The 22,397-nt window shown below is 72.2% G+C and carries 20 protein-coding genes; 3 read left to right on the top strand and 17 right to left on the bottom strand.

Annotated elements, in window-relative coordinates; translation table 11 throughout:
- Positions 1-5 precede the first annotated feature (5 nt).
- The 8 genes from F8568_RS11885 to F8568_RS11850 all read right to left on the bottom strand — a co-directional run bounded on the left by F8568_RS11885 (position 6) and on the right by F8568_RS11850 (position 7,749).
- Positions 6-815 carry an HAD family hydrolase gene (locus F8568_RS11885; protein WP_151593598.1) on the bottom strand — a complete coding sequence of 270 codons (810 nt, stop codon included), beginning with the start codon at positions 813-815 and terminating at the stop codon, positions 6-8.
- Complete coding sequence (locus tag F8568_RS11880; RefSeq protein ID WP_151593597.1) at positions 812-1,924, bottom strand: cysteine protease StiP family protein; 1,113 nt, start codon at positions 1,922-1,924, stop codon at positions 812-814. Before F8568_RS11880 ends, F8568_RS11885 begins: the two co-directional genes overlap by 4 nt.
- Positions 1,921-3,306: a phosphoribosyltransferase family protein gene (locus F8568_RS11875; RefSeq protein ID WP_151593596.1), complete on the bottom strand. Its 1,386-nt coding sequence runs from the start codon at positions 3,304-3,306 to the stop codon at positions 1,921-1,923. Before F8568_RS11875 ends, F8568_RS11880 begins: the two co-directional genes overlap by 4 nt.
- Positions 3,303-4,526 carry an HpcH/HpaI aldolase/citrate lyase family protein gene (locus tag F8568_RS11870; RefSeq protein WP_151593595.1) on the bottom strand — a complete coding sequence of 408 codons (1,224 nt, stop codon included), beginning with the start codon at positions 4,524-4,526 and terminating at the stop codon, positions 3,303-3,305. Before F8568_RS11870 ends, F8568_RS11875 begins: the two co-directional genes overlap by 4 nt.
- A gap of 98 nt (positions 4,527-4,624) precedes the next feature.
- Positions 4,625-5,203, bottom strand: coding sequence for a TerD family protein (locus tag F8568_RS11865; RefSeq protein WP_151593594.1), 579 nt, complete (start codon positions 5,201-5,203; stop codon positions 4,625-4,627).
- 189 nt (positions 5,204-5,392) lie between these two features.
- On the bottom strand, positions 5,393-6,502 hold the full coding sequence (locus F8568_RS11860; protein WP_151593593.1) for a DUF475 domain-containing protein: 1,110 nt from the start codon (positions 6,500-6,502) through the stop codon (positions 5,393-5,395).
- Between the two features lie 58 nt (positions 6,503-6,560).
- Complete coding sequence (locus F8568_RS11855) at positions 6,561-7,139, bottom strand: TerD family protein (RefSeq protein ID WP_151593592.1); 579 nt, start codon at positions 7,137-7,139, stop codon at positions 6,561-6,563.
- Between the two features lie 34 nt (positions 7,140-7,173).
- A complete protein-coding gene (locus F8568_RS11850) occupies positions 7,174-7,749 on the bottom strand; it encodes a TerD family protein (protein WP_151593591.1) in 576 nt (191 codons plus the stop codon).
- Between the two features lie 156 nt (positions 7,750-7,905).
- On the opposite strand from F8568_RS11850, the gene F8568_RS11845 reads away from it, so the two are divergent.
- A complete protein-coding gene (locus F8568_RS11845; RefSeq protein ID WP_151593590.1) occupies positions 7,906-9,156 on the top strand; it encodes a molecular chaperone DnaJ in 1,251 nt (416 codons plus the stop codon).
- A 43-nt stretch (positions 9,157-9,199) separates the two neighbouring features.
- On the opposite strand, the gene efeB is transcribed toward F8568_RS11845, so the two are convergent.
- The 5 genes from efeB to dnaG all read right to left on the bottom strand — a co-directional run bounded on the left by efeB (position 9,200) and on the right by dnaG (position 15,496).
- Positions 9,200-10,471, bottom strand: coding sequence for an iron uptake transporter deferrochelatase/peroxidase subunit (gene efeB, locus F8568_RS11840; RefSeq protein WP_151593589.1), 1,272 nt, complete (start codon positions 10,469-10,471; stop codon positions 9,200-9,202).
- Complete coding sequence (gene efeO / locus F8568_RS11835; RefSeq protein ID WP_151593588.1) at positions 10,468-11,595, bottom strand: iron uptake system protein EfeO; 1,128 nt, start codon at positions 11,593-11,595, stop codon at positions 10,468-10,470. The genes efeB and efeO overlap by 4 nt, the downstream gene beginning before the upstream one ends.
- 131 nt (positions 11,596-11,726) lie before the next feature.
- A complete protein-coding gene (locus F8568_RS11830) occupies positions 11,727-12,191 on the bottom strand; it encodes a YbjQ family protein (protein WP_151593587.1) in 465 nt (154 codons plus the stop codon).
- Positions 12,192-12,374: 183 nt separating this feature from the next.
- The gene (gene rpoD, locus F8568_RS11825; protein WP_151593792.1) at positions 12,375-13,520 is read right to left on the bottom strand and encodes an RNA polymerase sigma factor RpoD; all 1,146 of its coding nucleotides are present in this window, start codon (positions 13,518-13,520) and stop codon (positions 12,375-12,377) included.
- A gap of 71 nt (positions 13,521-13,591) precedes the next feature.
- Positions 13,592-15,496, bottom strand: coding sequence for a DNA primase (gene dnaG / locus F8568_RS11820; RefSeq protein WP_151593586.1), 1,905 nt, complete (start codon positions 15,494-15,496; stop codon positions 13,592-13,594).
- A 124-nt stretch (positions 15,497-15,620) separates the two neighbouring features.
- Between dnaG and F8568_RS11815 the strand changes: the two genes are divergently transcribed.
- Positions 15,621-16,697 carry an ABC transporter ATP-binding protein gene (locus tag F8568_RS11815; protein WP_151593585.1) on the top strand — a complete coding sequence of 359 codons (1,077 nt, stop codon included), beginning with the start codon at positions 15,621-15,623 and terminating at the stop codon, positions 16,695-16,697.
- Positions 16,698-16,716: 19 nt separating this feature from the next.
- On the opposite strand, the gene pdxR is transcribed toward F8568_RS11815, so the two are convergent.
- Entirely contained in the window at positions 16,717-18,144 is a 1,428-nt protein-coding gene (gene pdxR, locus F8568_RS11810; RefSeq protein WP_151593584.1) for a MocR-like pyridoxine biosynthesis transcription factor PdxR, read from the bottom strand.
- Between the two features lie 82 nt (positions 18,145-18,226).
- On the opposite strand from pdxR, the gene F8568_RS11805 reads away from it, so the two are divergent.
- Positions 18,227-18,841 (top strand): TIGR03086 family metal-binding protein, encoded by a 615-nt coding sequence (locus tag F8568_RS11805; RefSeq protein WP_151593583.1) that lies wholly within the window; start codon positions 18,227-18,229, stop codon positions 18,839-18,841.
- A gap of 59 nt (positions 18,842-18,900) precedes the next feature.
- Here the strand turns inward: F8568_RS11805 and F8568_RS11800 are convergent, their stop codons facing one another.
- The 3 genes from F8568_RS11800 to F8568_RS11790 form a co-directional block, all read right to left on the bottom strand.
- Positions 18,901-19,278: a MerR family transcriptional regulator gene (locus tag F8568_RS11800; RefSeq protein WP_151593582.1), complete on the bottom strand. Its 378-nt coding sequence runs from the start codon at positions 19,276-19,278 to the stop codon at positions 18,901-18,903.
- 34 nt (positions 19,279-19,312) lie between these two features.
- On the bottom strand, positions 19,313-20,173 hold the full coding sequence (locus tag F8568_RS11795) for an alpha/beta fold hydrolase (RefSeq protein WP_151593581.1): 861 nt from the start codon (positions 20,171-20,173) through the stop codon (positions 19,313-19,315).
- Between the two features lie 702 nt (positions 20,174-20,875).
- Positions 20,876-22,144 (bottom strand): HNH endonuclease signature motif containing protein, encoded by a 1,269-nt coding sequence (locus F8568_RS11790; protein WP_151593580.1) that lies wholly within the window; start codon positions 22,142-22,144, stop codon positions 20,876-20,878.
- Positions 22,145-22,397 lie beyond the last annotated feature (253 nt).

Raw genomic sequence — 22,397 nt, 5'->3', positions numbered from 1 at the left:
GCGGGTCAGTGGTGATTTTCCACCCGGTGCAGCAGCCAGTTCGTGATCTCCTGGCCGGCGGCGATGCCGCGGGACGCGGTGACGGCGGTGGCCGGGGACGTCCAGCCGGCGTCGTGGAGTTCACCGTGCGCGGGACGGATCGCCAGGTGGGCGGCCTCGAGGAGGTCGGTATCGAGCAGCGAGTCGCCGGCGGCGAGCAGCGCGGACGCACCGGTGCGGCGGGCGACCTCGGCCGCGGCGGCGGCCTTGGTGAGGCAGGCGGGCAGGCAATAGACCTTGCGGCCCTGCAGGGACGTCCGCCAGCCGCGGTCGGCGCACCAGCCGGCGAGGTCGTCGACCCAGCCGGGCGGGAGTGCGGCCCGGTCGACGACCGTGTAGGCGAACAGGTCGGACGCGGTACGTCTTCTCAGGACGAACTCCCCGCCGGTCCGGACGAGGCGGTCCTGGATCTCGGCGAGCGGCGCGCAGCCGTCCGCGATGCGGGCGCGCACGGACGCCGACCATGACGGGTCGTCCTCGCCGTCCACGAGGAGGTGGCCGCCGTTGGCGCAGATCGCGTAGGCGGGCGGTTTCTCCAGCAGGTGGACGCGGCGGTACTGCTCCGGTGTCCGCGTCGTCGTGGGGACGAACACGGCGGACGCGGCGAGGGTCTCCAGTGTGCGCGCGGCGGTCTCCGTCATGTAGGAGAGGGGGGCGCCCTGGTAGAACTCGACGCAGACGAGGCGCGGCATGGCCTCGTCCGGGCCGTCCAACGCGAACGCGGCCTGCGAGTAGATGAGCGTACGGTCCAGGTCCGAGCACACCAGAGCGGTCACTGGACTGCCCCCTTGCCGAAGCGCGGGTGGATGAGCCCCATGCACGCGTAGGGGAAACGGTCCGATTCGACGTCGACGACGGGCACGCCGCGTTCCCTTGCCAGAAGCCTGATGTGCGTCAGTTCGGGGCCCGCGTCCGCGCGCGCGAGGACCTTCCATGGGACACGGCGCAGCAGCACCCGCGTCGTCTCCCCGATGCCCGGCTTCACCAGGTTGAGGTCGTCGATGCCGTGCTCGGCGGCGACACCGCGGACCGCCTCCCACCCCGACCAGTCGGGCGCACGGTCGGACGCCCGCAGGTCCGGTGCGTCCTTCGCGACCCGTTCCGCCACGTCCGCGAAGCGCGCGCAGACGGTGTCGAGGAACAGCGCCGACACGTCGTCGCCGGCCAGCTCGGCGTAGAACTTCGCGCCGTGGAAGTCGCCGGGGCCGATCAGCTCGGCGTTCAGGACGGTCCGGCTGACCAGCCCGGACACGGTCGAGTTCAGGCACGCGGACGGGATCAGGAAGTCGTCGCGGGTGCCGTGCAGCGAGGTGCAGCGCCCGGGGTCGGCGAGGACGGCCAGGTCGGCGGGGAACCCGGTGCCGGCGAGCGCCGCGGTCAGCTCGCGGGTGATGGCGCCCTTGCCCGTCCAGCCGTCCACGAACATCACCGCGGACGGGTCGTACCGAGCCGCCAGGTACTCCAGCGCGACGGTGTCGATGCCCCGGCCCCGGACGATGCTGATCGCGTAGTGCGGCAGGTCGAGCCCGTGCGCGAACCGGGCCCAGCGCCGCACCAGGATCCCGACCGGGGTGCCCGCGCGCGCGAGCGACACCACGACGGCGTCCGGGCCCCGCTCGGCGAGGATCTGCTCGGCGACCAGGCCGGTCGCGTAGGCGAGCCGTCCGGCGGACGCCTCCAGCGCCTCCTGGAACAGCCGCCGGTACTCCGGACCCGGCTGGTACTCGACGGGCAGCGACTCGGCGTAGTGGGCGCGGCCCGCCTGGATCGCGGCCTCGCGCTCCTCCGTGGGCGCCTCCAGCCGCGCGTCCGACAGGTCCTTCAGCAGCCATGCGACGTCGTCCGCCGCGTAGCTGCCGAAATCGGGCCCGTACAGCGGCCTCACCGGTCACTCCCATGGGACGGGACGGTCGCGACCACCACGGGCGCGAGCGCGCGCAGGCGCGCAAGGAGCCCGTCGGTGAGCCCCTGCGTGTCGCCGACGTCGTCCACCACGTACACGATGCGGTCGAACGGCGGGCGCCCGGCGGCGGGCGCGACGTTGTAGGCGTACCGCTCCCCCGGGCCGTCCGCCGGGTCATCGTGCGCCGGGAACGCGAGCCGCGTGCGGATCGCGTAACCGGGATCGTCCACGGCCAGGACGGGCGAGCGGGTGGTCGTGGAGTACCGGACGTCCAGGCCCGGGGACGCGTCGGCGAGCGCCTCCGCCAGCCGCAGCGGCGCGTACATCAGCTCCTCGAACCCGAGGACGAGCACGCGGGACGCGCCGTCCCCGAGTTCCGCCGCGACGGCGTCGGCCATGCGCGGCAGGTCCTTCTCCAGGGCGGCGCGGTGCTCGGGCCGGAACCCGTGGCGCCCGCCGTCGGGCACGCCGTCCGGCCAGTCGAGCGCGATCCGCGCGACGCCGAACGCGCGTCCCCCGCCGGCCGCACTAGAGCCGGCGGACAGCTGGGTGACGATCCGCGTGCCCTTCTCCAGCACGTCGCCCGGCAGCTCGACCCGTCCTGCGGCGAGGGAGACGGCGTCGATGCGCGTGCCGAGCCGCGCGGCCAGTTCGTCCACGCGCGCGCGGTCGGACTCCCCGCGCAGGTCGACGAGCGCCGCCAGCACGTAGTGCCCGCGCGGGCGCAGCGCGTGCAGCGCTTCGATCGTGTTCAGCACCGTCTGCCCCGTGGACAGCTCGTCGTCCACCAGCACGACCGGGACGTCCCGGTCGAGCGCCGCGGGGTCCGACGGCAGCAGCAGATGGCTCGTCGCGTGGCTGTGCTCCTCCTCGAACCCACCGTACGCGGCGAAGCCGCGCACCGGACGGCGCGTGGAGTGCAGGTAGTAGGCGCCGCCCAGGGCGTCCGCCACCGAATGCCCCAGGGCGGTGGCGGTCTCCGCATAGCCGAGGACGATGGCGTCCACATGCGGGCGCGGCTCCCGCAACGCGTCGCGCAATGCCGCCGCGGCGCCGGGCACGCCCGCCAGGGCATCCTCCAGCGAACCCGGCGGAACGGACGTCACCTCGTCGGACAGGCGCGCGCGCACGAGCTCGCCCAGCAGCAGCCCCGATCCGTACACCAGCCGGGGATCGGTCGGGACGTGCTTGCCGAGCACCGCCGAGACCAGCAGATGGGCGCGGCGCGGATTGCGGCGGACGGCGAGCCCCACCATCGACGCCAGCCCGGCGCCCACCGGACGTTCGCCGTCGACCAGCCGGACGCCGAGCCGGGACGTCACCCACGCCCCCGGCCACACCGCCGTCCCGTCAGGCACCGTCATCGGCTGCCCGCCGCTTCCAGAAGCTCGACGAACGTCACGTCCCGCGCCGCCACCCCGAACACGCGCGCGCGGAGCATCAGCCGCTCCGCCCATGCGCGATGCGGTTTCGCCTCGTTCATCTTGTTCGCGTACGAGCTCGCCATCGCGCCGCCGCCCGCGTACCCGAGGATGTCGGCGGCATCGCAGTACTCCTCGTGCGTGACGACCGACAGCGCGTGCACGGCCGCCACATGCGTCGGATGGATGACGGTCTTGCCGGTCAGCCCGTTGGCCTTGTCCAGGTGCACTTCGCGGATCAGCCCGTCCAGGTCGGAGGTGATGAGCCGCTGCCGCAGCGGCGCGGCCCGCTGCGCCTCGAACGGCGACTGCCGCAGCTGCGGCTTGAACATCCGCTCCCCCGCCGAGAAGTACTCCCAGACCGGGCCCGTCACCACGAAGCCGCTGCCGTCCGCGCGGCCGAGCACGTTGACGATGTCGGTGATCGCCGCGGCGACCGGCCGGATGTCGTAGATCGTCAGGTCGGGCGGGCGGCGCAGGCCGTAGGCCGCCGACATGTCCGTCGCGCCGATCCGCACCGCGAGGACCCGGTCGCGGTGCTTGGCCAGCAGCCGCGCCACGTCGTGCAGCACCTCGGTGCGGCTCTCGCTGTGCACCGTCTCCGGGCTCTCGAGCACCGGCATCGCGAGCAGCGGCAGCCCGGTGCGGGCGGCCGTGTCCTCCAGCGCGTCGAGGAACGCTCCACCGGACGACGCCGTGAACTTCGGCAGCACGAATCCGCTGACCAGCCCGGCCGCGGGCCCCAGCCGGGCGGCGATGTCGCCGATCTGCCGTGGATCGCGGACCCGCACGAACAGCAGCGGCACACCGCCGATGGACCGCTCCCCGGCCCGCTCCCCCGCGGCGCGCCGGCCGCGGTCCGGCTCGGGCTCGCCCGCGCCGCGGGCGTGCAGGTCCCGCAGCTGCGCGACGAGGTTGTCCTCGGCCTCGGCCACCTCGTCGTCGCCGATCGCGTCCTCCAGGCACACGACCATGCTCATGACGCCGCGCCGCGCCGCCTTCTCGATGTCGCCCGCGAGCGCGGGACGGGTGGCGGGGCAGTACAGCGTCGCGCCGAGCGCCACCGCCAGCACCGCCGGGTCGTCGTGCCGGCGGAACGGGCGGGGATGGCGGTAGAACAGGTGCTTCCGGTAGGCGGTGTCAATATGGTCAAAGTGCCGCATACGCGTCCCACATCGTCCTGAGCGCCGCGTCATCGCGGCAGCGCGGGCACCGGCGCATCGCCGTCACGGACGCCTCCCGCGTCGCGCATGCCCGCCGATCACAAATGCGCCGACACGGCGGGCAGCAGGTGCTGGAAGGTGCGGCCCGACGCGGTCGCGCCGATCGCGGTCATCGACCAGCCCGCGCCGTCCCGCGACACCTTCGCCATGATCTGCGCGTTGTGCTGCCCGGCGCCGCTGAGGTCGTAGCGCGCGATCTCCTGCCCGGTCGCCTCGTCCACCAGCCGGCAGAACGCGTTCTCGATCTGCGAGAAGTCCTGCCCGGTGAAGGAGTTCACCGTGAACACCAGCTGGGTGACGTTCGCGGGGACGCTCTGCAGGTCGACGTTGATGACCTCGTCGTCGCCCTCGCCCGCGCCGGTCAGGTTGTCGCCGGTGTGCTGGACGGACCCGTCCTTGCTGCGCAGCTGCCGGAACCACACCGAGTCGGCGAGGTTGCCGCTCGCGTCGAACAGCAGGCAGGACGCGTCCAGGTCGATCGACTGGGCCTTGCCCTTGCCGAACAGTCCCTTCTTCGCGACGGCGTCCCACCCGAGGCCCATCCTGACCCGGGTGAGGGTGCCGCCGCCGGGCTTGGCCAGCGAGACCTTCTGCCCCTTCTGCAGCGAAATCGTCATCGTCGGCTCCTTCGGTGCTGATGATAGGTCGTCGCGGGGTGCAAGACGGTGCGGATCCGGAAGTGCGAGGTGGGGGTGTCGGGTGCGGACGGTATGCGGTGGCGGACGGTGCACCGTGCGGAGGCGCACCGCCCCTTCGGGACCCGGCCGCGCGCGGCCGGGCCTTGCTCTGGTCGGACCTTGCTCCGGTCAGACCTTGCTGGAGTGCAGCGGCTTGTCGTCGCCCGCCGAGGCGGCCGGGCCGTCGTCGGACCGGTTCCGCACCACGGAGCTGATGAACGCGGCGATGATCAAGCCCGCGCCGACCCCGCCGGTGAGCCACTCGGGGACGTGCCGGCCGATGCTGACCAGCATGCACACCGCGAGCGCGCCGATCGCCCAGTGGGCGCCGTGCTCCAGGTAGATGTACTCGTGCAGGGTGCCCTTGCGGACGAGGAACACCGTCAGCGACCGGATGTACATGGCGCCGATGCCGAGGCCCAGCGCGATGATGATCGGGTCGGTGCTGATCGCGAACGCGCCGATCACGCCGTCGAAGCTGAACGAGGCGTCCAGCACCTCCAGGTAGAGGAACAGGAAGAACCCGGCCTTGCCGGTGGCCAGCGCCAGCGAGCTCGGCCCGGACCTCGCCGGGGCCCGCTCCTCCTCGTCGTCCCCTTCCTCGTCGTCGTCCTCGGTCGCCTCGGAGAACAGCTCGCCGAGCCCGTTCACCAGGATGTAGGTGACCATGCCGAGCACACCGGCGATCATGACCTGGCCGGGGTCGTCGGCGAACAGGCCCGCGGTGAACGCCAGCGCCCCGCCCGAGACGACCACCGACAGCTGGTCGAGCTTGCCGATCCGCGCCAGCGGCGCCTCCAGCCACGGCAGCCACTTGTCGGCCCGCTCCTCGAACACGAAGTCCAGGAAGAGCATCAGCAGGAACATCCCGCCGAACGCCGCGATCATCGGGTACGCGTCGTTCATCAGGTGGTGGTACTTGTGCGGGTCGTTCAGCGCCAGGTCGAACGCCTCGAAGGGGTTCAGCTTGGCGGTGATGCCGACGATCAGCAGCGGGAAGACCAGCCGCATGCCGAACACCGCGATCGCGATGCCGACGGTCAGGAAGATCTTCTGCCAGAACGGGCTCATCCGGTCCAGCACCTTGGCGTTGACCACGGCGTTGTCGAACGACAGCGAGATCTCCAGCACGGCGAGGACGGCGACCAGGGCGAGCCCGGTCCCCCCGTCGTACAGGGCGGCGACCAGAAGGCCGAGGACGGTGATGCCGAAGGCCCATCCGAAGGTGCGAAGAATCATGAGCGTATTTCTCTGAGAGGGACGGCCGAACCGGCCGTCCGGCGGGCGGCGGCGGCCGTCAGCCGACGTTGACGCCGAAGTCCATGGCGATGCCGGCGAGGCCCGAGGCGTAGCCCTGGCCGACCGCCCGGAACTTCCACTCGGCGCCGTGCCGGTACAGCTCACCGAAGACCATGGCGGTCTCGGTGGAGGCGTCCTCGGTCAGGTCGAAGCGGGCGAGCTCACTGCCGTCGGTCCGGTTGACGATCCGGATGAAGGCGTTGCGGACCTGCCCGAAGTTCTGCTGCCGGTTGTCGGCGTCGTAGATCGACACCGGGAAGACGATCCGGTCGCAGTCCTGCGGCACTCCGGTCAGGTCGACGTTGATCGACTCGTCGTCGCCCTCCCCCTCGCCGGTCAGGTTGTCGCCGGTGTGCTCGACCGAGCCGTCCGGGCTCTTCAGGTTGTTGAAGAACACGAAGTGCTGGTCGGAGATCACCTTGCCGGACGGGCCGAGCATCAGCGCGGAGGCGTCCAGGTCGAAGTCGGCGCCGGTGGTGGCGCGCACGTCCCAGCCGAGGCCCACGGTGACGGCGGTCAGATTGGGCGCGGCCTTCGTCAGCGAGACATTGCCGCCCTTGGCGAGTGAGACCCCCATGTTCGGGCCACTCCCTTCCCGGGGTAGAGGTGGTTCAGATGTTGACGCCGAAGTCCATCGCGATGCCCGCGAGGCCGGACGCGTAGCCCTGGCCGACCGCCCGGAACTTCCAGTCGGCCCCGTTGCGGTACAGCTCCCCGAAGACCATCGCGGTCTCCATGGAGGCGTCCTCGGTGAGGTCGTAGCGGGCCATCTCGGACCGGTCGCCCTGGTTGAGCACCCGGATGTAGGCGTTGCGGACCTGCCCGAAGTTCTGGCCGCGGCTGTCGGCGTCGTAGATCGACACGGCGAACGCGACCCGCTCGGCCTGCGCGGGCATCGCGCCGAAGTTCACGTTGATCTGCTCGTCGTCGCCCTCGCCCGCGCCGGTGGTGTTGTCGCCGGTGTGCTCGACGCCGCCGTCCGGGGTCCGCAGGTTGTTGAAGAAGACGAAGTGCTGGTCGGTGAGGATCTTGCCGGAGGCGTCCAGCACCAGCGCGGAGGCGTCGAGGTCGAAGTCGGTGCCCGTGGTGGTGCGCAGGTCCCAGCCGAGGCCCACCGTCACGGCCGACAGGCCGGGGGCCTGCTTGGTGAGCGAGACGTTGCCGCCCTTGCTGAGACTGACTCCCACGGCGTTCCTCCATGATCGCATGACGTACCGGACGCCGGGCAGGCGTCTCGCTATATCGACGCAGCAGCGATGCTATCCGTTCCATCCGTTGTGGACGCATTACGCGAGAAGCCCGGGACTGCGCGAGACTGGGCATGAGGACGAAGGGAGGCGGCGTTGCGGGGACCGGGCGACCAGCGGCGGCGCGGCAGGGGCGGTCAGGCCGCCGACGCGGCGATCCAGGCGCGCGAGGCGGCCGCCACCGCCTTCTACGACATGGACCAGGCGCAGAAGTTCCTCGACGGGCGCGTCACGGTCTTCGAGGATCTGGACGCGGCCGCCGCCGCGCCGGTCCGGCGGGAGTTCGCCGGGCTCGCGGAGGCCGCCGACGCCGCCTCCGTGGCCTACATCGCCGTCCTGGACGCGCACGACCTCGATGACCGGGACCGGTCGCCCGCCGAGTACGACGCGGCGCGCCGCGCGTTCCTGGCGTCCACGGAGCGGCTGCAGCAGATCACCCGCAACCTGAACGGCTTCGCCGAGCGGCTCGCGCCGCGGATGGCGCGGCTGGAGGCGGCCCTCGACCAGCTCCCGCCGCGGCTCACCGCCGCCCGGGACGCCGTCGCGGCGGCCGAGTCCGCCGTGCAGGCCGCGCGGGCGGCCGGGATGGACGCCGCCGACCCCGAGGCGGAGCTGGCGCGCGCGAAGGAGGCCCTGGCGCTGCTGAGCTCGCAGGGGCTCGGCGGGCTCGGGCTGGACGGGGCGATGCGCAAGGCCGACGAGGTGCGCATGATCGCCGAGAGCGCCCGCCTGGCGGCCGAGGAGCTGCCGAAGATGGCGGAGAAGGTGCGCAACTCGCTCGCCTCGGTCCGCACCCGCGTGGACGTCGTGGCGAACCGCGCCGGGCCCGTCCGGGAGGCGATGAAGGTGCTGCTGCGCGCCTACTCGCAGGCCTGCTGGCAGGACCTGCGGGGCGCGCCGGAGGCGGTCGAGGCGGGCGTCGAGCGGGCCCGCGAGCGGCTGAACGAGGCCGCTGCGTTCGCGGGGCGCGCCGAGTGGAAGCAGGCGCAGCAGGCGCTGACGGCGGCGCGCACCGAGCTGAACGGGGCCGACCGGCGCGCCGGGCAGGTCACCGGGCGGGTGACGGAGCTGGAGGCGGTCGCCGCCGACCCCGACAAGCCGGTCGAGAGCGCCCGGTTCGCGGTGCGGGACGCGCAGCGCCTCGCCATGGCGCAGCCCGGCGGCGCCGCCCCGCACCATGCGCGCGCGCTGGACGCCCTGGTGGAGCGGCTGGAGCACGCGCCGAAGCGGCTCACCGGCGCGCACCCGGACTACTGGGCCTACCTGCAGGAGCTGGAGTCCATCAGAACGGCCGCCGGCGACGTGGTGACCCGTATCCGCTCCGAACGCGCCGGAGGCGGCTCCTGAGAGCCGCCCACGCCGAACCCTGAGGCGAGCCCTAGGCGGACCCCTAGGCGAACAGGGTCTCGCCCCAGTAGCCGCCCTCCTTCACGCCGGGCGGGCACGCGAAGATCCCCGATCCGACGTGCTGGACGTACTCGTTCATCGCGTCCGCGGCCAGCGACTCCTGGATCTTGATGAAGCCGGTGCGCGGGTCGCGCTGGAAGGCGATGAAGAACAGCCCCGCCTCCAGCCGCCCCAGCCCGTCCGAGCCGTCGGTGAAGGAGTAGCCGCGCCGCAGGATCCGCGCGCCGCCGTTGGAGTCGGGATGCGCCAGCCGGACGTGCGCGTCCGGCTTCATCCGCGCCAGGACGGGCTTGTCGCGCTCCTTCTTCGCCCCGACCGGCGCGCCCTCGGACTTGGTGCGGCCGAAGACGTCCTCCTGCTCCTGCAGCGACGTCCGGTCCCAGATCTCGATGTGCATGCGGATCCGGCGCGCCACCAGGTAGGAGCCGCCCGCCATCCAGTCCGAGCCGTCGCCCTCGGCCGCCCAGACGTGCTTGTCGAGCAGCGCCGTGTCGTTCGTGCCGATGTTGTCCGTGCCGTCCTTGAACCCGAACAGGTTCCGCGGCGTCTGCGCGTCCGGCGTCGTCGAGGACGTCTTGCCGAACCCGAGCTGCGACCAGCGGACGGCGACGACGCCCATCCCGATCCGCGCCAGGTTGCGGATGGCGTGCACCGCCACCTGCGGGTCGTCCGCGCAGGCCTGCACGCAGATGTCGCCGCCGCTGCGGTCGGGGTCGAGGTTCTCGCCGGAGAAGTGCGGCAGGTCCACCAGCGCCGCGGGGCGCCGCGCCTTGATCCCGAACCGGTCCTTGCCGTCCTTGTCGAACAGCGACGGGCCGAACCCGATCGTCAGCGTCAGCCGGGACGCGGGCAGGCCGAGGGCCTCGCCGGTGTCGTCCGGCGGCGCCACGCCGATCTCGGGGATCGCGCCGTCGCCGATGGCCCGCCCGGCGGTCATGTCGGCCGCGGCCTTCGTCCAGTCCTTCAGCATCTGGACGAGCCTGCCCCGGTCGCCCGTGGTGACGTCGAACGCGGCGAAGTGCAGCCGGTCCTGCACGGCGGTGGCGATGCCCGCCTGGTGCGCGCCGTAGAAGGGCACCGCGGCGGCGGCGTCGGTGCCGCCGGTGTCGGCGGAGGCGACCCGGTCCAGGCCGGCTCCCGCCGCGGCGCCGACCAGCAGGCTGGCGCCGGAGAACCCGAGCATCCGGCGCCGGGACATCCCGGCGCGCCCGCCCTCCCGGGGGGACGGGGCGTCCGACGGATCCGGCCGCGTCATTTCGCCACGACCTCCGCGAGCTTGGACAGCGGCTCGCCCAGCGCGTTCACCGCGTCGGCGAGCTCCTTGCGGTCGTCCTTGCCGACCTTGTCGTAGGACACGTAACCGCCGTTCTCCTCGTGCTTCTTCAGCAGCGCGTAGACGGCGTCGAAGTTCTCGTCCAGGTCCTTGGCGAGCTGCGCGTCCTTCTCCTGGACGACCGGCTTGAGCAGCTCGTATGCCTTCTCCGCGCCGTCCACGTTGGCCTTGAAGTCGACGAGGTCGGTGTGGCTGAAGGGCTCCTCCTCGCCGGTGACCTTGCCGGTGGCGACCTCGTCGAGCAGGCCCTTCGCGCCCGCGGCCATGTCGTTCACCGGGTCGAGGGCGAGGCCCGGCAGCCGGCCCTTCAGCGTCTCGAGGTCGGCGAGGAGTTGCTCGCCGTACTTCTCCTTGCCCTTGACGGAGCCGTCCTTCCAGAGGGCCTTCTCCAGCAGGTGCCAGCCCGACCAGTCCTTCTTCTCGTCCGGCTTGAGGTCGGCCTCGCGGGTGTCGACCTTGCCGTCGATGTCGCTGAACTTCTCCGCGACCGGCTCGATCGACTCCCAGCCGACGCGGGACGGCGCGTACAGCTTCTTCGCCTTGTCGACGTCGCCGGCCTTCACCGCCGCCACGAACGGCTTGGTCTTGGCGATGGTGTCGTCGAGCTGGGCGATGACGTAGGCCTTGTAGTCGGCGGCGGCCTTGGTGAGCCGCGGGTCGGCGCCACCGCCCCGGCCGGTGACCGTGACCTCCTGCGAGGGGCCCTTGCCGGTCTGCCCGGCGCTGCACAGCAGCTTGAACTTGCCCTCCGGCAGGTTCACCACGAAGTTGACGCTGGTGCCGGGGCCGATGTTCTCCCGCTCGGCGAGGATGCTGCCGTCCGGCTTGAGCACCTCGAACTCGTTGACCTCCGAGCCCTTGTTGGTCACCTTGAAGGAGTTCTTGCCGGCGGGCAGGTCCGTCTTGGCGACCTCGCACTTGTCGTCGGACGCCGTCACGGGGATCGCGCCCGACGCGTCCGCCTTGCCGTCACCGCCGCACGCCGAGAGAAGGGACATTGACACGGCGGCGACGCCGCTGAGGGCGAGCACGGAGGCAGGACGCATGGGGGACTCCAAGGTGCAATGGTTAGGCTCACCTAAATTAGCCAAGCCTGCCCTGACCTCGTCAAGTCGCCCCCGTGACAGTGAGGGATCCCACGCGCCCCGCGGGCGCTCGCCGATCCCGCTCGCCGCGTTCAGCGCGGGCGGTCGTTGATGCCCATCGTCAGGTTCCGCGCGACCATCGGCGGGCCCGACTGCGGGTCGCCGTACGGCGGCAGGTGCCCCTGCTGGGAGTGCTGGAGATGCTGCGACGCCTGCGGATGCGGCGCCTGCTGCGCCGGCTCCGCCCACACGGCCGTCCCGTACGCGCACACCTCGTGGCCCCCGCCCGGCAGCGCGGCGGTGTCGAACCGCATCCCGACCACCGTGTTCGCGCCCTTGCGGCGCGCCGCCTCGCCGAGCCGGTCCACCGCCTCGCGGCGCGCGGCGGCGAGCCCGAGGGCCGGCCGGTCGCCGGTCACCCGGAACGTCGCGCTGCTCCCCGGATGCCCCGGCTGCTGCGCCCCGGCCTGATCGGTCTGGACGGCCGTCCCCAGGACCTCGCCGAGCACGCTGCGGACTTCGTACCCGGCAACGCCATCAGTCGTCACGATCAGCATGGCCATTACGGTAATCCACCGTCCGCCCGAAACGCGACGTCACGCACCGGATCCGCGGAACGCGGCGCACCGCACGAGCGATCGGGGCGCGCGGCGAGCGACCGCCCTCCGGACCGCTCGGGCCCGGAGGGCGGCCGCCCCTGTCGTTCTCCCCCGCCCGGTCCCGGTCCGGACGGGCCGCTCCTACTCGAGGTACTCGCGCAGCATCTGCGCGCGGGACGGGTGCCGCAGCTTGGCCAGGGTCTTGGACTCGATCTGCCGGATCCGCTCCCTGGTCACGCCGAACTCCCGGCCGACCTCCTCCAGCGTGCGCGGATGCCCGTCGGTCAGGCCGAAGCGCAGTTGGATGATGCGCTGCTCCCGTTCCGACAGCGTGCCGAGGATGTCCTCGAGCTGGTCCTGCAGCAGGATGAACGCGGCGGCCTCGATCGGCACGACCGCGTCCGCGTCCTCGATGAAGTCGCCGAGGTCGGAGTCCTCCTCCCCGATCGGCGACTGCAGCGAGACCGGCTCCTGCGCGATCCGCTGGATCTCCACGACCCGGACGGGCGGCAGCCCCATCTCCAGGCCGATCTCCTCGGGGGTGGGTTCGCGGCCGAGGTCCTGGTGCATCTGCCGCTGCACGCGGACCAGTTTGTTGATCGTCTCCACCATGTGCACCGGAATCCGGATGGTCCTCGCCTGGTCGGCGATCGCGCGGGTGATCGCCTGCCGGATCCACCAGGTGGCGTAGGTGGAGAACTTGAACCCCTTCGTGTAGTCGAACTTCTCGACCGCACGGATGAGCCCGAGATTTCCCTCCTGGATCAGGTCGAGGAACAGCATTCCCCGGCCCACGTAGCGTTTCGCGATCGAGACCACCAGCCGCAGGTTGGCCTCGATCAGCCGTTGCTTCGCCCGGACTCCGTCGCGGGAGAGCAGTTCGAGGTCGATCCGCTCGGCGTGGGAGAGGACGGCCGTGTGCGCCATCTTCTCCTCCGCGAACAGCCCCGCCTCGATCGATTTCGCCAGTTCTACTTCATCTTCTGCCGTGAGAAGCGGTACGCGACCGATCTCTCTCAGATAGATCCGGACCAGGTCGCTCGTCGGCGCCCGCTTGCCGAGGTCTCCCTCATCCGCTCGCGCGACGTCCTCGGTCTCCTGCTGAGATTCGAGGACCTCTACCCCCTGCTCTGCGAGCATCCGGACGACCCGCTCGAGGGAGTCGTCCGGCAAGTCCGAGCGATCGAGCGCGGCAGCGACGTCTTCGACGGTCACACCGCCGCGCTCTTTGCCGCGTGCGACGAGGTCCGCCACCTGATCAACCGATGGCGCCTCGCTTGGCAGCACCGAAGGGCCCACGGGGACAGTCTGCGACAGATGCGGCCTAGATCACAGGACCCATTTCGCGGTAATACCGGCTACTGGGACCCAAGCCCTCGCTCCCGCATCACCCGTCTCTGCTGCTCAAGCGCGACAAGATCGCCGAAGAGCCGGTTGTACTGCTCGGGGTCCTCGACCGGATTCAGCCGCTGGAGTTTAGATTTCGCGTCGGCGATCATGCGGGTGAGCTGGCGTTCCTGTATGCGGGCCAGCAGTTCCACGGCATAGCGGTCGTCCGATTCCTGCGCGGACCGTACCGGCTCGACTCCGAGCATGGTGATCAGGTCCTTGACCTGGTCGTTCGGCGCCTTCTCCAGCAGCATCACCGCCCACTCCGAGGCGTTGCCCGCCGCCGTCACACCGCCCGCCTCGGCGATCACCGCGCGCACCGCGGCGTGCGGCGGCGCGATGAACGCACCCGCCGGGACCTCGTCGAACACCGGCCCGAGCAGCGCCGGACGCTGCACCGCGAGCTTCAGCAGCTCCCGCTCGCGCTGCACCTCCGGGTCGTTCGGGTCGAAGGCCGGCCGCTGCGGCGCGGCCCCGTTCCCGTTGTTGCCGTTGCCGTTCGGCAGGACGTTGCCGCGGCCGTTGCGGGCCTGGGCGTGCCGCCGGTTCGCCAGTTCGCGGACGCGGCGCAGCACGAACTGCTCGTCCATGATCCCGAGCCACCGGTCGAGGCTCACCGCGTACATCTGCCGCAGCGCCCGGTCCTTGATGGCCGCGACGACCGGCGCCGCCGCGTCGAGGGCCGCCAGCCGCCCCTCCGCGGTGTCCAGGTCGTGCTGCTGGATCGCGCTGCGCACCGCGAACTCGAACAGCGGCAGCCGCGCCGCCACCAGGTCGCGCACCGCCGCGTCGCCGTGCCGGATCCGCAGGTCGCACGGGTCCAGGCCGTCCGGCTGGACGGCCACGAACGTCTGCGTGACGAACTTCTGCTCGTCGGCGAACGCGCGCAGCGCCGCCTTCTGGCCCGCCGAGTCGCCGTCGAAGGTGAAGATCACCTCTCCGCGGAACTCGTCCTGGTCCATCAGCAGCCGGCGCAGGATCTTGATGTGGTCGTCGCCGAACGCCGTCCCGCACGTGGCGATCGCCGTCTGCACCCCGGACAGGTGGCAGGCCATCACGTCGGTGTAGCCCTCGACCACCACGGCCTGCCGCCGCCGCGCGATCTCCTTCTTCGCCAGGTCCGCCCCGTACAGCACCGAGCTCTTGTGGAACAGCGGCGACTCGGGGGTGTTCAGGTACTTCGGGCCGTCGTCGTCCTCGTAGAGCCTGCGCGCGCCGAACCCGATGACGTCGCCGGACAGGTCGCGGATCGGCCACATCAGCCGGCCGCGGAACCGGTCCATCGGGCCGCGCCGGCCCTCCTTGGCCAGCCCGCCGGCGACGATGTCGCGGTCGGCGAACCCGCGCCCGCGCAGGTGCCGGACGAGGCCCTCCCACTCGCGCGGCGCGAACCCGACGCCGAAGTGCGCCGCGTCCGCGGCCTCGAAGCCGCGCTCGGACAGGAACCGGCGGCCGATCTCCCCCTCGGGCGACGCGAGGTGCTCGGCGTAGAACTCGGCGGCGGCCTTGTGCGCCTCCAGCAGGCGCGCGCGCTGCCCGGTGTCCTGCCGGGGGCCGCGGCCCCCGCCGTCCTCGTAGCGGAGCTGGATGCCGGCCTGCGCCGCGAGCCGCTCCACCGCCTCGGAGAACGACAGGTGCTCGATCTCCTGGACGAACTTGATGACGTCGCCGCCCGCCTCGCAGCCGAAGCAGAAGTACAGCCCGCGCGACGGGGTCACGTTGAACGACGGCGACTTCTCGTCGTGGAAGGGGCACAGGCCCTTGAGGTTGCCGCCGCCCGCGCTCCGCAGCTGCAGGTACTCGCCGATGACGTCGGCGATGGACGACCGCTCGCGTACGAGCGCGATGTCCTCATTGCGAATACGGCCTGCCACAGCGAAGGAGTCTACGGCGCCGCGCCGACATCCAAGGCATCGCGCCGCAACCCGCACCGGGGGATGCGCAGGTGGCCGGACCCGGCCTCGTCGACGGGTCGGCGGCCGGTAGCCGCGGGTGGGCGTGGCCAACGACCTGGCGCCGCGCGAGCGGAACGTGGCGATGGTGTTCCAGGAGGGCGCGCTCTACCCGCACCGCACCGTCAAGGGGAACATGATGTTCCCGCTGGAGGTGTCGGGCGACGACCGCGCGGAGGCGTCCGCGCGGGTCGTCGAGCTGGCGCGCGCGCTGGGCCTCAACACGATGATCGACCGGCTGCCGGGCACGCTGTCGGGCGGGCAGCGGCAGCGCGCCGCGATCGGCCGGGCGCTGATCCGCGAGCCGTCGCTGTTCCTGATGGACGAGCCGCTGTCCAGCCTCGACGCCGGGCTGCGCACCGAGCTGCGGGTGGAGATCGCCGCGCTGGTGCGCTCCAGCCGCACCACCACCGTCTACGTCACGCACGACCAGATCGAGGCCATGACGATGGCCGACCGGATGGCGGTGCTGCGCGACGGCGTCCTGGAGGACGTCGGCACCCCCGAGCAGATCTACGAGGACCCGGCGACGGTGTTCGTCGCGGCGTTCCTCAGCTCCCCGCCGATCAACCTGCTCCAGGCGACGCTGTGGGCGGTCGAGGGCGAGGGGCTGCTGCTCGACCTCGGCCCGCAGCGGCTGACGATCCCGTGGGACGACCCGCGCGCGTCCTCGCTGATCAGCCACCACGGGCAGATGGTGATCGCCGGGATCCGGCCCGACACGCTGGTCCCGATCGCGCCGGGAGCGCCCGCCCGGCAGGGGACGGTGCTGTCCGGCCAGGTCCACGCGCTGGAGTTCCACGGTCACGAGTGGCTCGCCTACGCGCAGGCCGGCATCCCGACCGTCGACGCGAACGAGTTCGGACGGCCGCTGCCCGCGGCGGTACCCGCGGCCCGGCGACCGGGCCTGCGCGACCGGCTGCGGGAGATGCTCGGCCGGCCGTCCGGCAAGGCCGGGCAGGCCGAGGAGCACGCCGGACATCACCGCCGCTCCGACCTGATCTTCCGCGCCAACCCCGGGCAGCGCCCGAACCGCGGCGACCACGTCGCGCTGACCGTGAACCTCGACCGGATGCTGCTGTTCGGCGCGGACGGCCGCCGCGTCACGCCCGTCCACCGCTGAGACCGCGGACCGCGCGGCGTCACTCCGCGGACGGCGGCCCGTCCACGGCGCGCCGCACGCGGCGCAGGCCCTCGGCGATCTCCGGCAGCGTCACGGCGCCGTAGCCGAACACCAGCCCCGGCACCGCCGGCCCCTCCACGGCGAACTCCGACAGCGCGAACAGCCCGACCCCCTCCGCCAGCGCCCGGCGCACGACGGCCGCGTCGTCCGTCCCGGCCGGCAGCGTCGCGCTCAGATGCAGGCCCGCGGCCGACGGCACCACCTCGAGCCGGCCCTCGAACAGCGTCCCGAGCAGCCCCGCGACCCGCTCGTGCCGGGCCTGGTACTCGCGGCGCGACCTGCGGATGTGCCGCGCGAGCAGCCCCTCGTCGATGAACCGGGCCAGCGCCGCCTGCGCCGGCAGCTCCGCGTGCCAGGACGAGACGTACCGCGCCAGCCGGAACGCGCGGTGCAGCGACGGCGGAGCGACGAGGAACCCGATCCGCACCACCGGACGCATGATCTTGGAGAAGGTGCCCATGTAGAGCACGCGGCCGCCGTCGTCCAGGCTCTGCAGCGGCTCGATCGGCCGGCCCCCGTACCGGTACTCGGTGTCGTAGTCGTCCTCGACGATCACCACGTCCCGGCGCCGCGCCCACTCCAGCAGCGCGCGGCGGCGCGGCAGCGACATCGGCATCCCCAGCGGGAACTGGTGCGACGGCGTCACATAGACGGCCCGCGCGCCGTCCGGCAGCGCGTCCACCCGCAGGCCCTCCGCGTCCACCGGCACGCCCCGCACCCGCATCCCCGCCGCGCGCAGCAGCATCCGCACCGGCGGGTACCCGGGATCCTCGACCGCCACCACGTCCCCCGGCTCCAGCAGCACCCGGACGACCAGGTCGAGCGCCTGCTGGATCCCCGACGTCACCACCACGTCCGCCGCGGCCGCCCGCACCGACCGCGACACCCCGACGTGCCGGGCGATCGCCTCCCGCAGGTCCGCCAGCCCCGCCGGGTCCCCGGCCGCCGCCGGGTCGCCGAGCGCGGACGGCCGCAGCCGCCCCGCCATGATCCGCCGCCACGACTCGTACGGGAACAGCCGCACGTCCGGCAGTCCCGCCCGGAAGTCCCAGGTGATGCCGGACATCCGCGCCGGCCAGACCCTCACCTCGTCCCACACCGGCCGGGGCCGCAGCGGCGACGCCACCGGGCGCTCCCGCTCCAGGAAACCGGCGTCCCGGACGAACGTCCCCGCCCCCACCCGGCTCTCCAGGAACCCCTCCGCCGCGAGCCGGTCGTAGGCGACCGCCACCGTGTTCCGCGAGATCGCCAGCCGCCGCGCCAGCTCCCGCGTCGGCGGCGCCGCCTCCCCCGCGCGCAGCCGCCCGTCCAGGATCGCGGCCCGCAGCTGCCGGTAGATCTGGCCCGCCAGGTCCTTGCGCCCGACGAGGCTCACATGCAGGTCCACGCGCCCGACCCTAGACCGGCTCAGTCGTTTTCCGCGTTTTTGGCCCTGTACCTGAGCCACTCGCGCTTCCTACGGTGGCCGCATGGACCCGTTGACCGAACTGCTCACCACCGACTTCCGGCCCCTGGACCGCAAGGCCGCCGACCTTTACCTCGCGGCCGTCGCCCAGGTGAAACCGGACGCGCTCGCCCTGCCGACGCCCTGCCCCGACTGGACCCTGCACGGCCTGCTGCGCCACCAGGTCGGCCAGGACCAGGGGTTCGCGGCCGCCGCCCGCGGCGACGGCGCCCGCCTGTCCAACTGGAACGGCGGCGACCTCGGCGACGACCCCTACGCCGCCGCCGCGGCGTCCCTCGACCTCGTCACCGAGGCGTTCGCCGCGACCGCCCTCGACGCCGGGCTCGTCCTCCCCGAGGTCCGCGACGGCGGCCCCTTCCCCGCCGCGCTCGCGATCAGCTTCCACTTCGTCGACCTGGTCGTGCACGCCTGGGACGTCGCCGCGACGATCGGCGCGCCGTGGGAGCCCGGCGACGAGCTGGTCGGCGCGTCGCTCAAGGTCGCCGCGATCGTCCCCACCGGCGCCGAGGACCGCGGGCCCGGGACGTCCTTCGCGCCCGCCGTCCCGTCCGCGGACGGCGCGTCCCCGCAGGACCGCCTCCTCGCCCTCCTCGGCCGCTCCCCCTCGTGGACCCGCTGAAGCCGGCCGCCAGAACGGAGCCGCTGCGACCGCGCAGCGACTCCGTCCCCATCAGGCGCTCAGGCCGGAGAGCCCTCGCAGACCGCACCGGCATAGAAGCCGATCTTGAACTTGATGTGCTCCTGCTGCTCGCGCAGCCGGGCGATCTGCGCCTCCACCCGGCGGTCGTGCTCCTGCAGCAACTCCAGCCGCTCCCGCACGGTCTCGGCACCACCGCGCGCGAGCTCTGAGTACCGCAGCATCTCCGCGATCGGCATCCCCGTCTCGCGCAGGCACCGCAGCATCCCGAGCCACTGCAGGTCGCTGTCGCTGAACACGCGCCGTCCGGACGCGTTCCGCGCGATCCCTTCCAGCAGCCCGATCTTCTCGTAGTAACGCAACGTGTCGATGCTGAAACCGCTTCTCTCAGCGGTCTCGGCCGGCGAATAAGAGCTCACGCTCCCCAGGATTCCACCTGGAGTGCACTCCAGGTCAATCCGTGCCGCGCTCCAGGAACCTCGCCACCGCCTCGACGAACCATCGGGGGTCGTCGAGCCACGGGAAATGCCCCGCTCCCGGCTGCACGACCGCCGTCCCCGCCGGGAAGGCCGCCGCGATCTCATGGGCGACCCGCGGCAACGGCCCGCCGTCCAGCTCGCCGGCAAGGACCAGAACCGGCGCGTCCACCCCCGCGACGGCCCGCCGCGCCGCCACCGGATCGAACGCCCCCGGCGACGCGTACACCTCCGCCGCCCGCTCGTTCGTCTCCCCGATCTCCCCCTCCGCATGGGCCCGCGCCGCCGCGTCCCAACGCCCGTAGAAGAACGGCACCACCGCCTCCCAGTCGGCCTCCGACGCGCTCCCCGCCCAGACCGCCTCGAACGCGCGAAGGCCCGCCTCGAACCACGGCTCGTCCTTCCGCAGCGCCATCGCCTCCCGGCGATGCTCCACCGTGAAGTCGATCCCGAGCGCCCGCCCCCGCCCCGCGACCAGCGTCAACGACCGCACCCGCTCCGGATGCCCCAGCGCATACAGGACCGCGAGGTCCCCGCCCGCCGAATGCGCAAGAAGATCGACCCGCTCCAGCCCCAGATGCTCCCGCAACGCCTCCAGGTCATCGACCTGCCGATCGCACCGGTACGTCGCCGGATCGACCGGTTCCTCCGATGCCCCGGTGCCGCGCAGATCCAGCATGACGAGCCGCCGCCTCCCGGACAGGCCGCCGAGGTCCCCGAGATAGGAAGAAGCCCGCATCGGCCCGCCCGGAACGCACAACAGCGGCTCTCCGCTCCCAGCATCCTCCGTGACGCGGTAGGCGAGGCGCGTCCCATCCCGTCCACTGAAAACCGGCATCCCACCATCCTCCCAGCAGCCCAGAGCCACCGTGTTCGGGTGCTCTCAAGGGGTGTGCGGGTGCTCTCAAAGGGTGTGCGGGTGCTCTCGAGCGGTGTTCGGACGCGTCGGCGGGGGGTGTTCGGGGATTGGCGGGAGGGGTGTTCAGGTGCGTCGTTGCGATGGGGTGTTCGGATGCTTCGGCATGTGGGGTGTTCGGGTGGTGGGGTGGCGCTTGCGTACGGGGCCGCCCCTCCAAAGTCAAGGGCGCCTTCGGCGTCGCTACGCGATGGACTTCGTCCACCCTTGACTTTGGAGCCTCTGCGGCCCCTGGGCAGGTGATAGGGGCAGGCTCCGCCTGCCCCGCCCCCGGGTCGCGCCACCCCACCACCCCCTCCGTCAGGTACCACGAGGACCGAACAGGCATCCCTGCTCTATTCGCCACCACGTGAGCACACGCTGCCAGGCGCCACGCTTGTTCGTCCGCCGCGCTGGGTCGCGTGCCGCGAGGCCAGGGCGAGACCGGGGACTGTGAATGCCGCCGACCTGGGTGGGAGCCGTTCGGTGGTCATCCAGGCGCAGAACCGGGCGGCCCGGCCTTGATGGTGGCCCACTGGCGTGCGGTGCGGGTGTGCGGTGTGGTGTGGGCATGCCGAGTCCGCCCGGGACCCGAGTGGTTCCGGGCGGACTCGGCGGTCATGCCGGTCGTGCTGGTGGGGTGGGTTATGCGGCCCAGTCGAGGGGGTCATCGGGTGGGCCGGTGCCGCCCGGTGGGCCACTGCCCGTTGCCCCTCGGGCGTCGGCCGGTGGGAGCAGCCGGTAGACGTACCGCCCGTCGGGATCCTTGGTGATGTGGATCTGGTCGGGGCTGGTGTGCTTGAACCGGTTATGCCATCCACAGGTGAGCGCGAGTTGGTCGATGTCGGTGGGGCTGCCGAGTGCCCATCCGTGGACGTGGTCGACCTCGCACAGCGTGCCCGGCATCTCGCATCCCCGCACCGCGCACGAGGGGTACAGGGTTTCGAGGACTTGGCGTTGCGCAGCACTCGCGAACCGTTCCCGGTAGCCCAGGTACAGCGGGGTGTTCCCGCGCCCCAGCAGCAGCGGGGAGACACCCGCCGCCAGGGCGATGCGGCGGGCCTGCGCGGCCGGGATCGGCGTCCCATCAGTGAGGCGGGCGGGGGCGTTGCCGCCGGTCAGTGTCTCCAGGTCGCAGATGACGGTGACCTTGGAGGCCTTGTGCCCGCCCGACAGCACACTCGACAGCGCCGCCGCCGTCCGCTCCGCCACGTCCCGGCGGTCATCGGGCCCCGCCGGCTTGGCCAACGGCGCCAAAGTCCCGTCCCAGATCGCGGCGTCCTCGGGGTTCAGCCACCCCTTCACATACCGGCCGCCGTCCAGCGACCGCGTCGTGGTCAACCACGACCTGGCATAACCCCGCTTGGTGTCCTCATCCGGGGCGTCCTCGGTGCCGTCACGCTCGGCGATGACATCACGGATCCGGCGGCCGAACGCGGCGACCTTCCCGGCCGAGAACCCCTGATCGGCCATCCCCAGCAGCGTGGTCTCGGCTTGGGCGCAGTCGGTGTCATCGAGCCTGGCGACCGAGTCGGCCACCGTGGTCGCGTACCCGTAGGACAGCTCCCCGGCGGCCAGCCGCTCGGCGACCTGCGGGAGGCGGTGGCGTTGGCGGGCCAGGGTGAGGCGCTCCTTGGCGCGGCTCTCCCGCATCCCGAGGCGGGACCGCAGCCACGCCCGGGTGGAGGGATACCCCCACCGGGCCTGCTCACCGGCGGCATCCACCCGCCCGATGAATCCGGCCAGCGCGCTTTCCTGCATATCGGATGCGGCGGCGAGGGTTTCGGTGAGTTCCAGGCAGACGGCGGCCGAGTCGGGCGCTTCGCGTTGGGCGAGTTCAGTGGCGATGACCGAGAGCGCGTTCACCAATTGCGTGGTGGACGCGGCCTCAAGGTCGACCGTCACTGAATGCATACCTGAATACTACCCGATGTGACCGGCATTTGCGAGTGGAAAGCAGCGATCGAGCGCAAGTACTTTTGTGGCTTCGCGAGGCCGGTCGACCGATTGGGCAACCTTTCTTGAATATGTTTCACATTGGTTTTCTCGTCGACGCGGGTGGGCCGCTCGGCTGTTGGTTGTCTTGGTTGGTTGCGGAGGGGGGTGGTGGGGTGGCGCGACCCGGGGGCGGGGGGGGGGGGGGGGCGGCCCACAAAACACACCCCCC

This window comes from Actinomadura physcomitrii, from assembly GCF_008923205.2.
In the GTDB taxonomy this organism is placed as follows: Bacteria; Actinomycetota; Actinomycetes; order Streptosporangiales; family Streptosporangiaceae; genus Spirillospora; species Spirillospora physcomitrii.
Note: the sequence above shows the minus strand (reverse complement) of the source record. Positions and strands in the feature narration are given on the sequence as shown.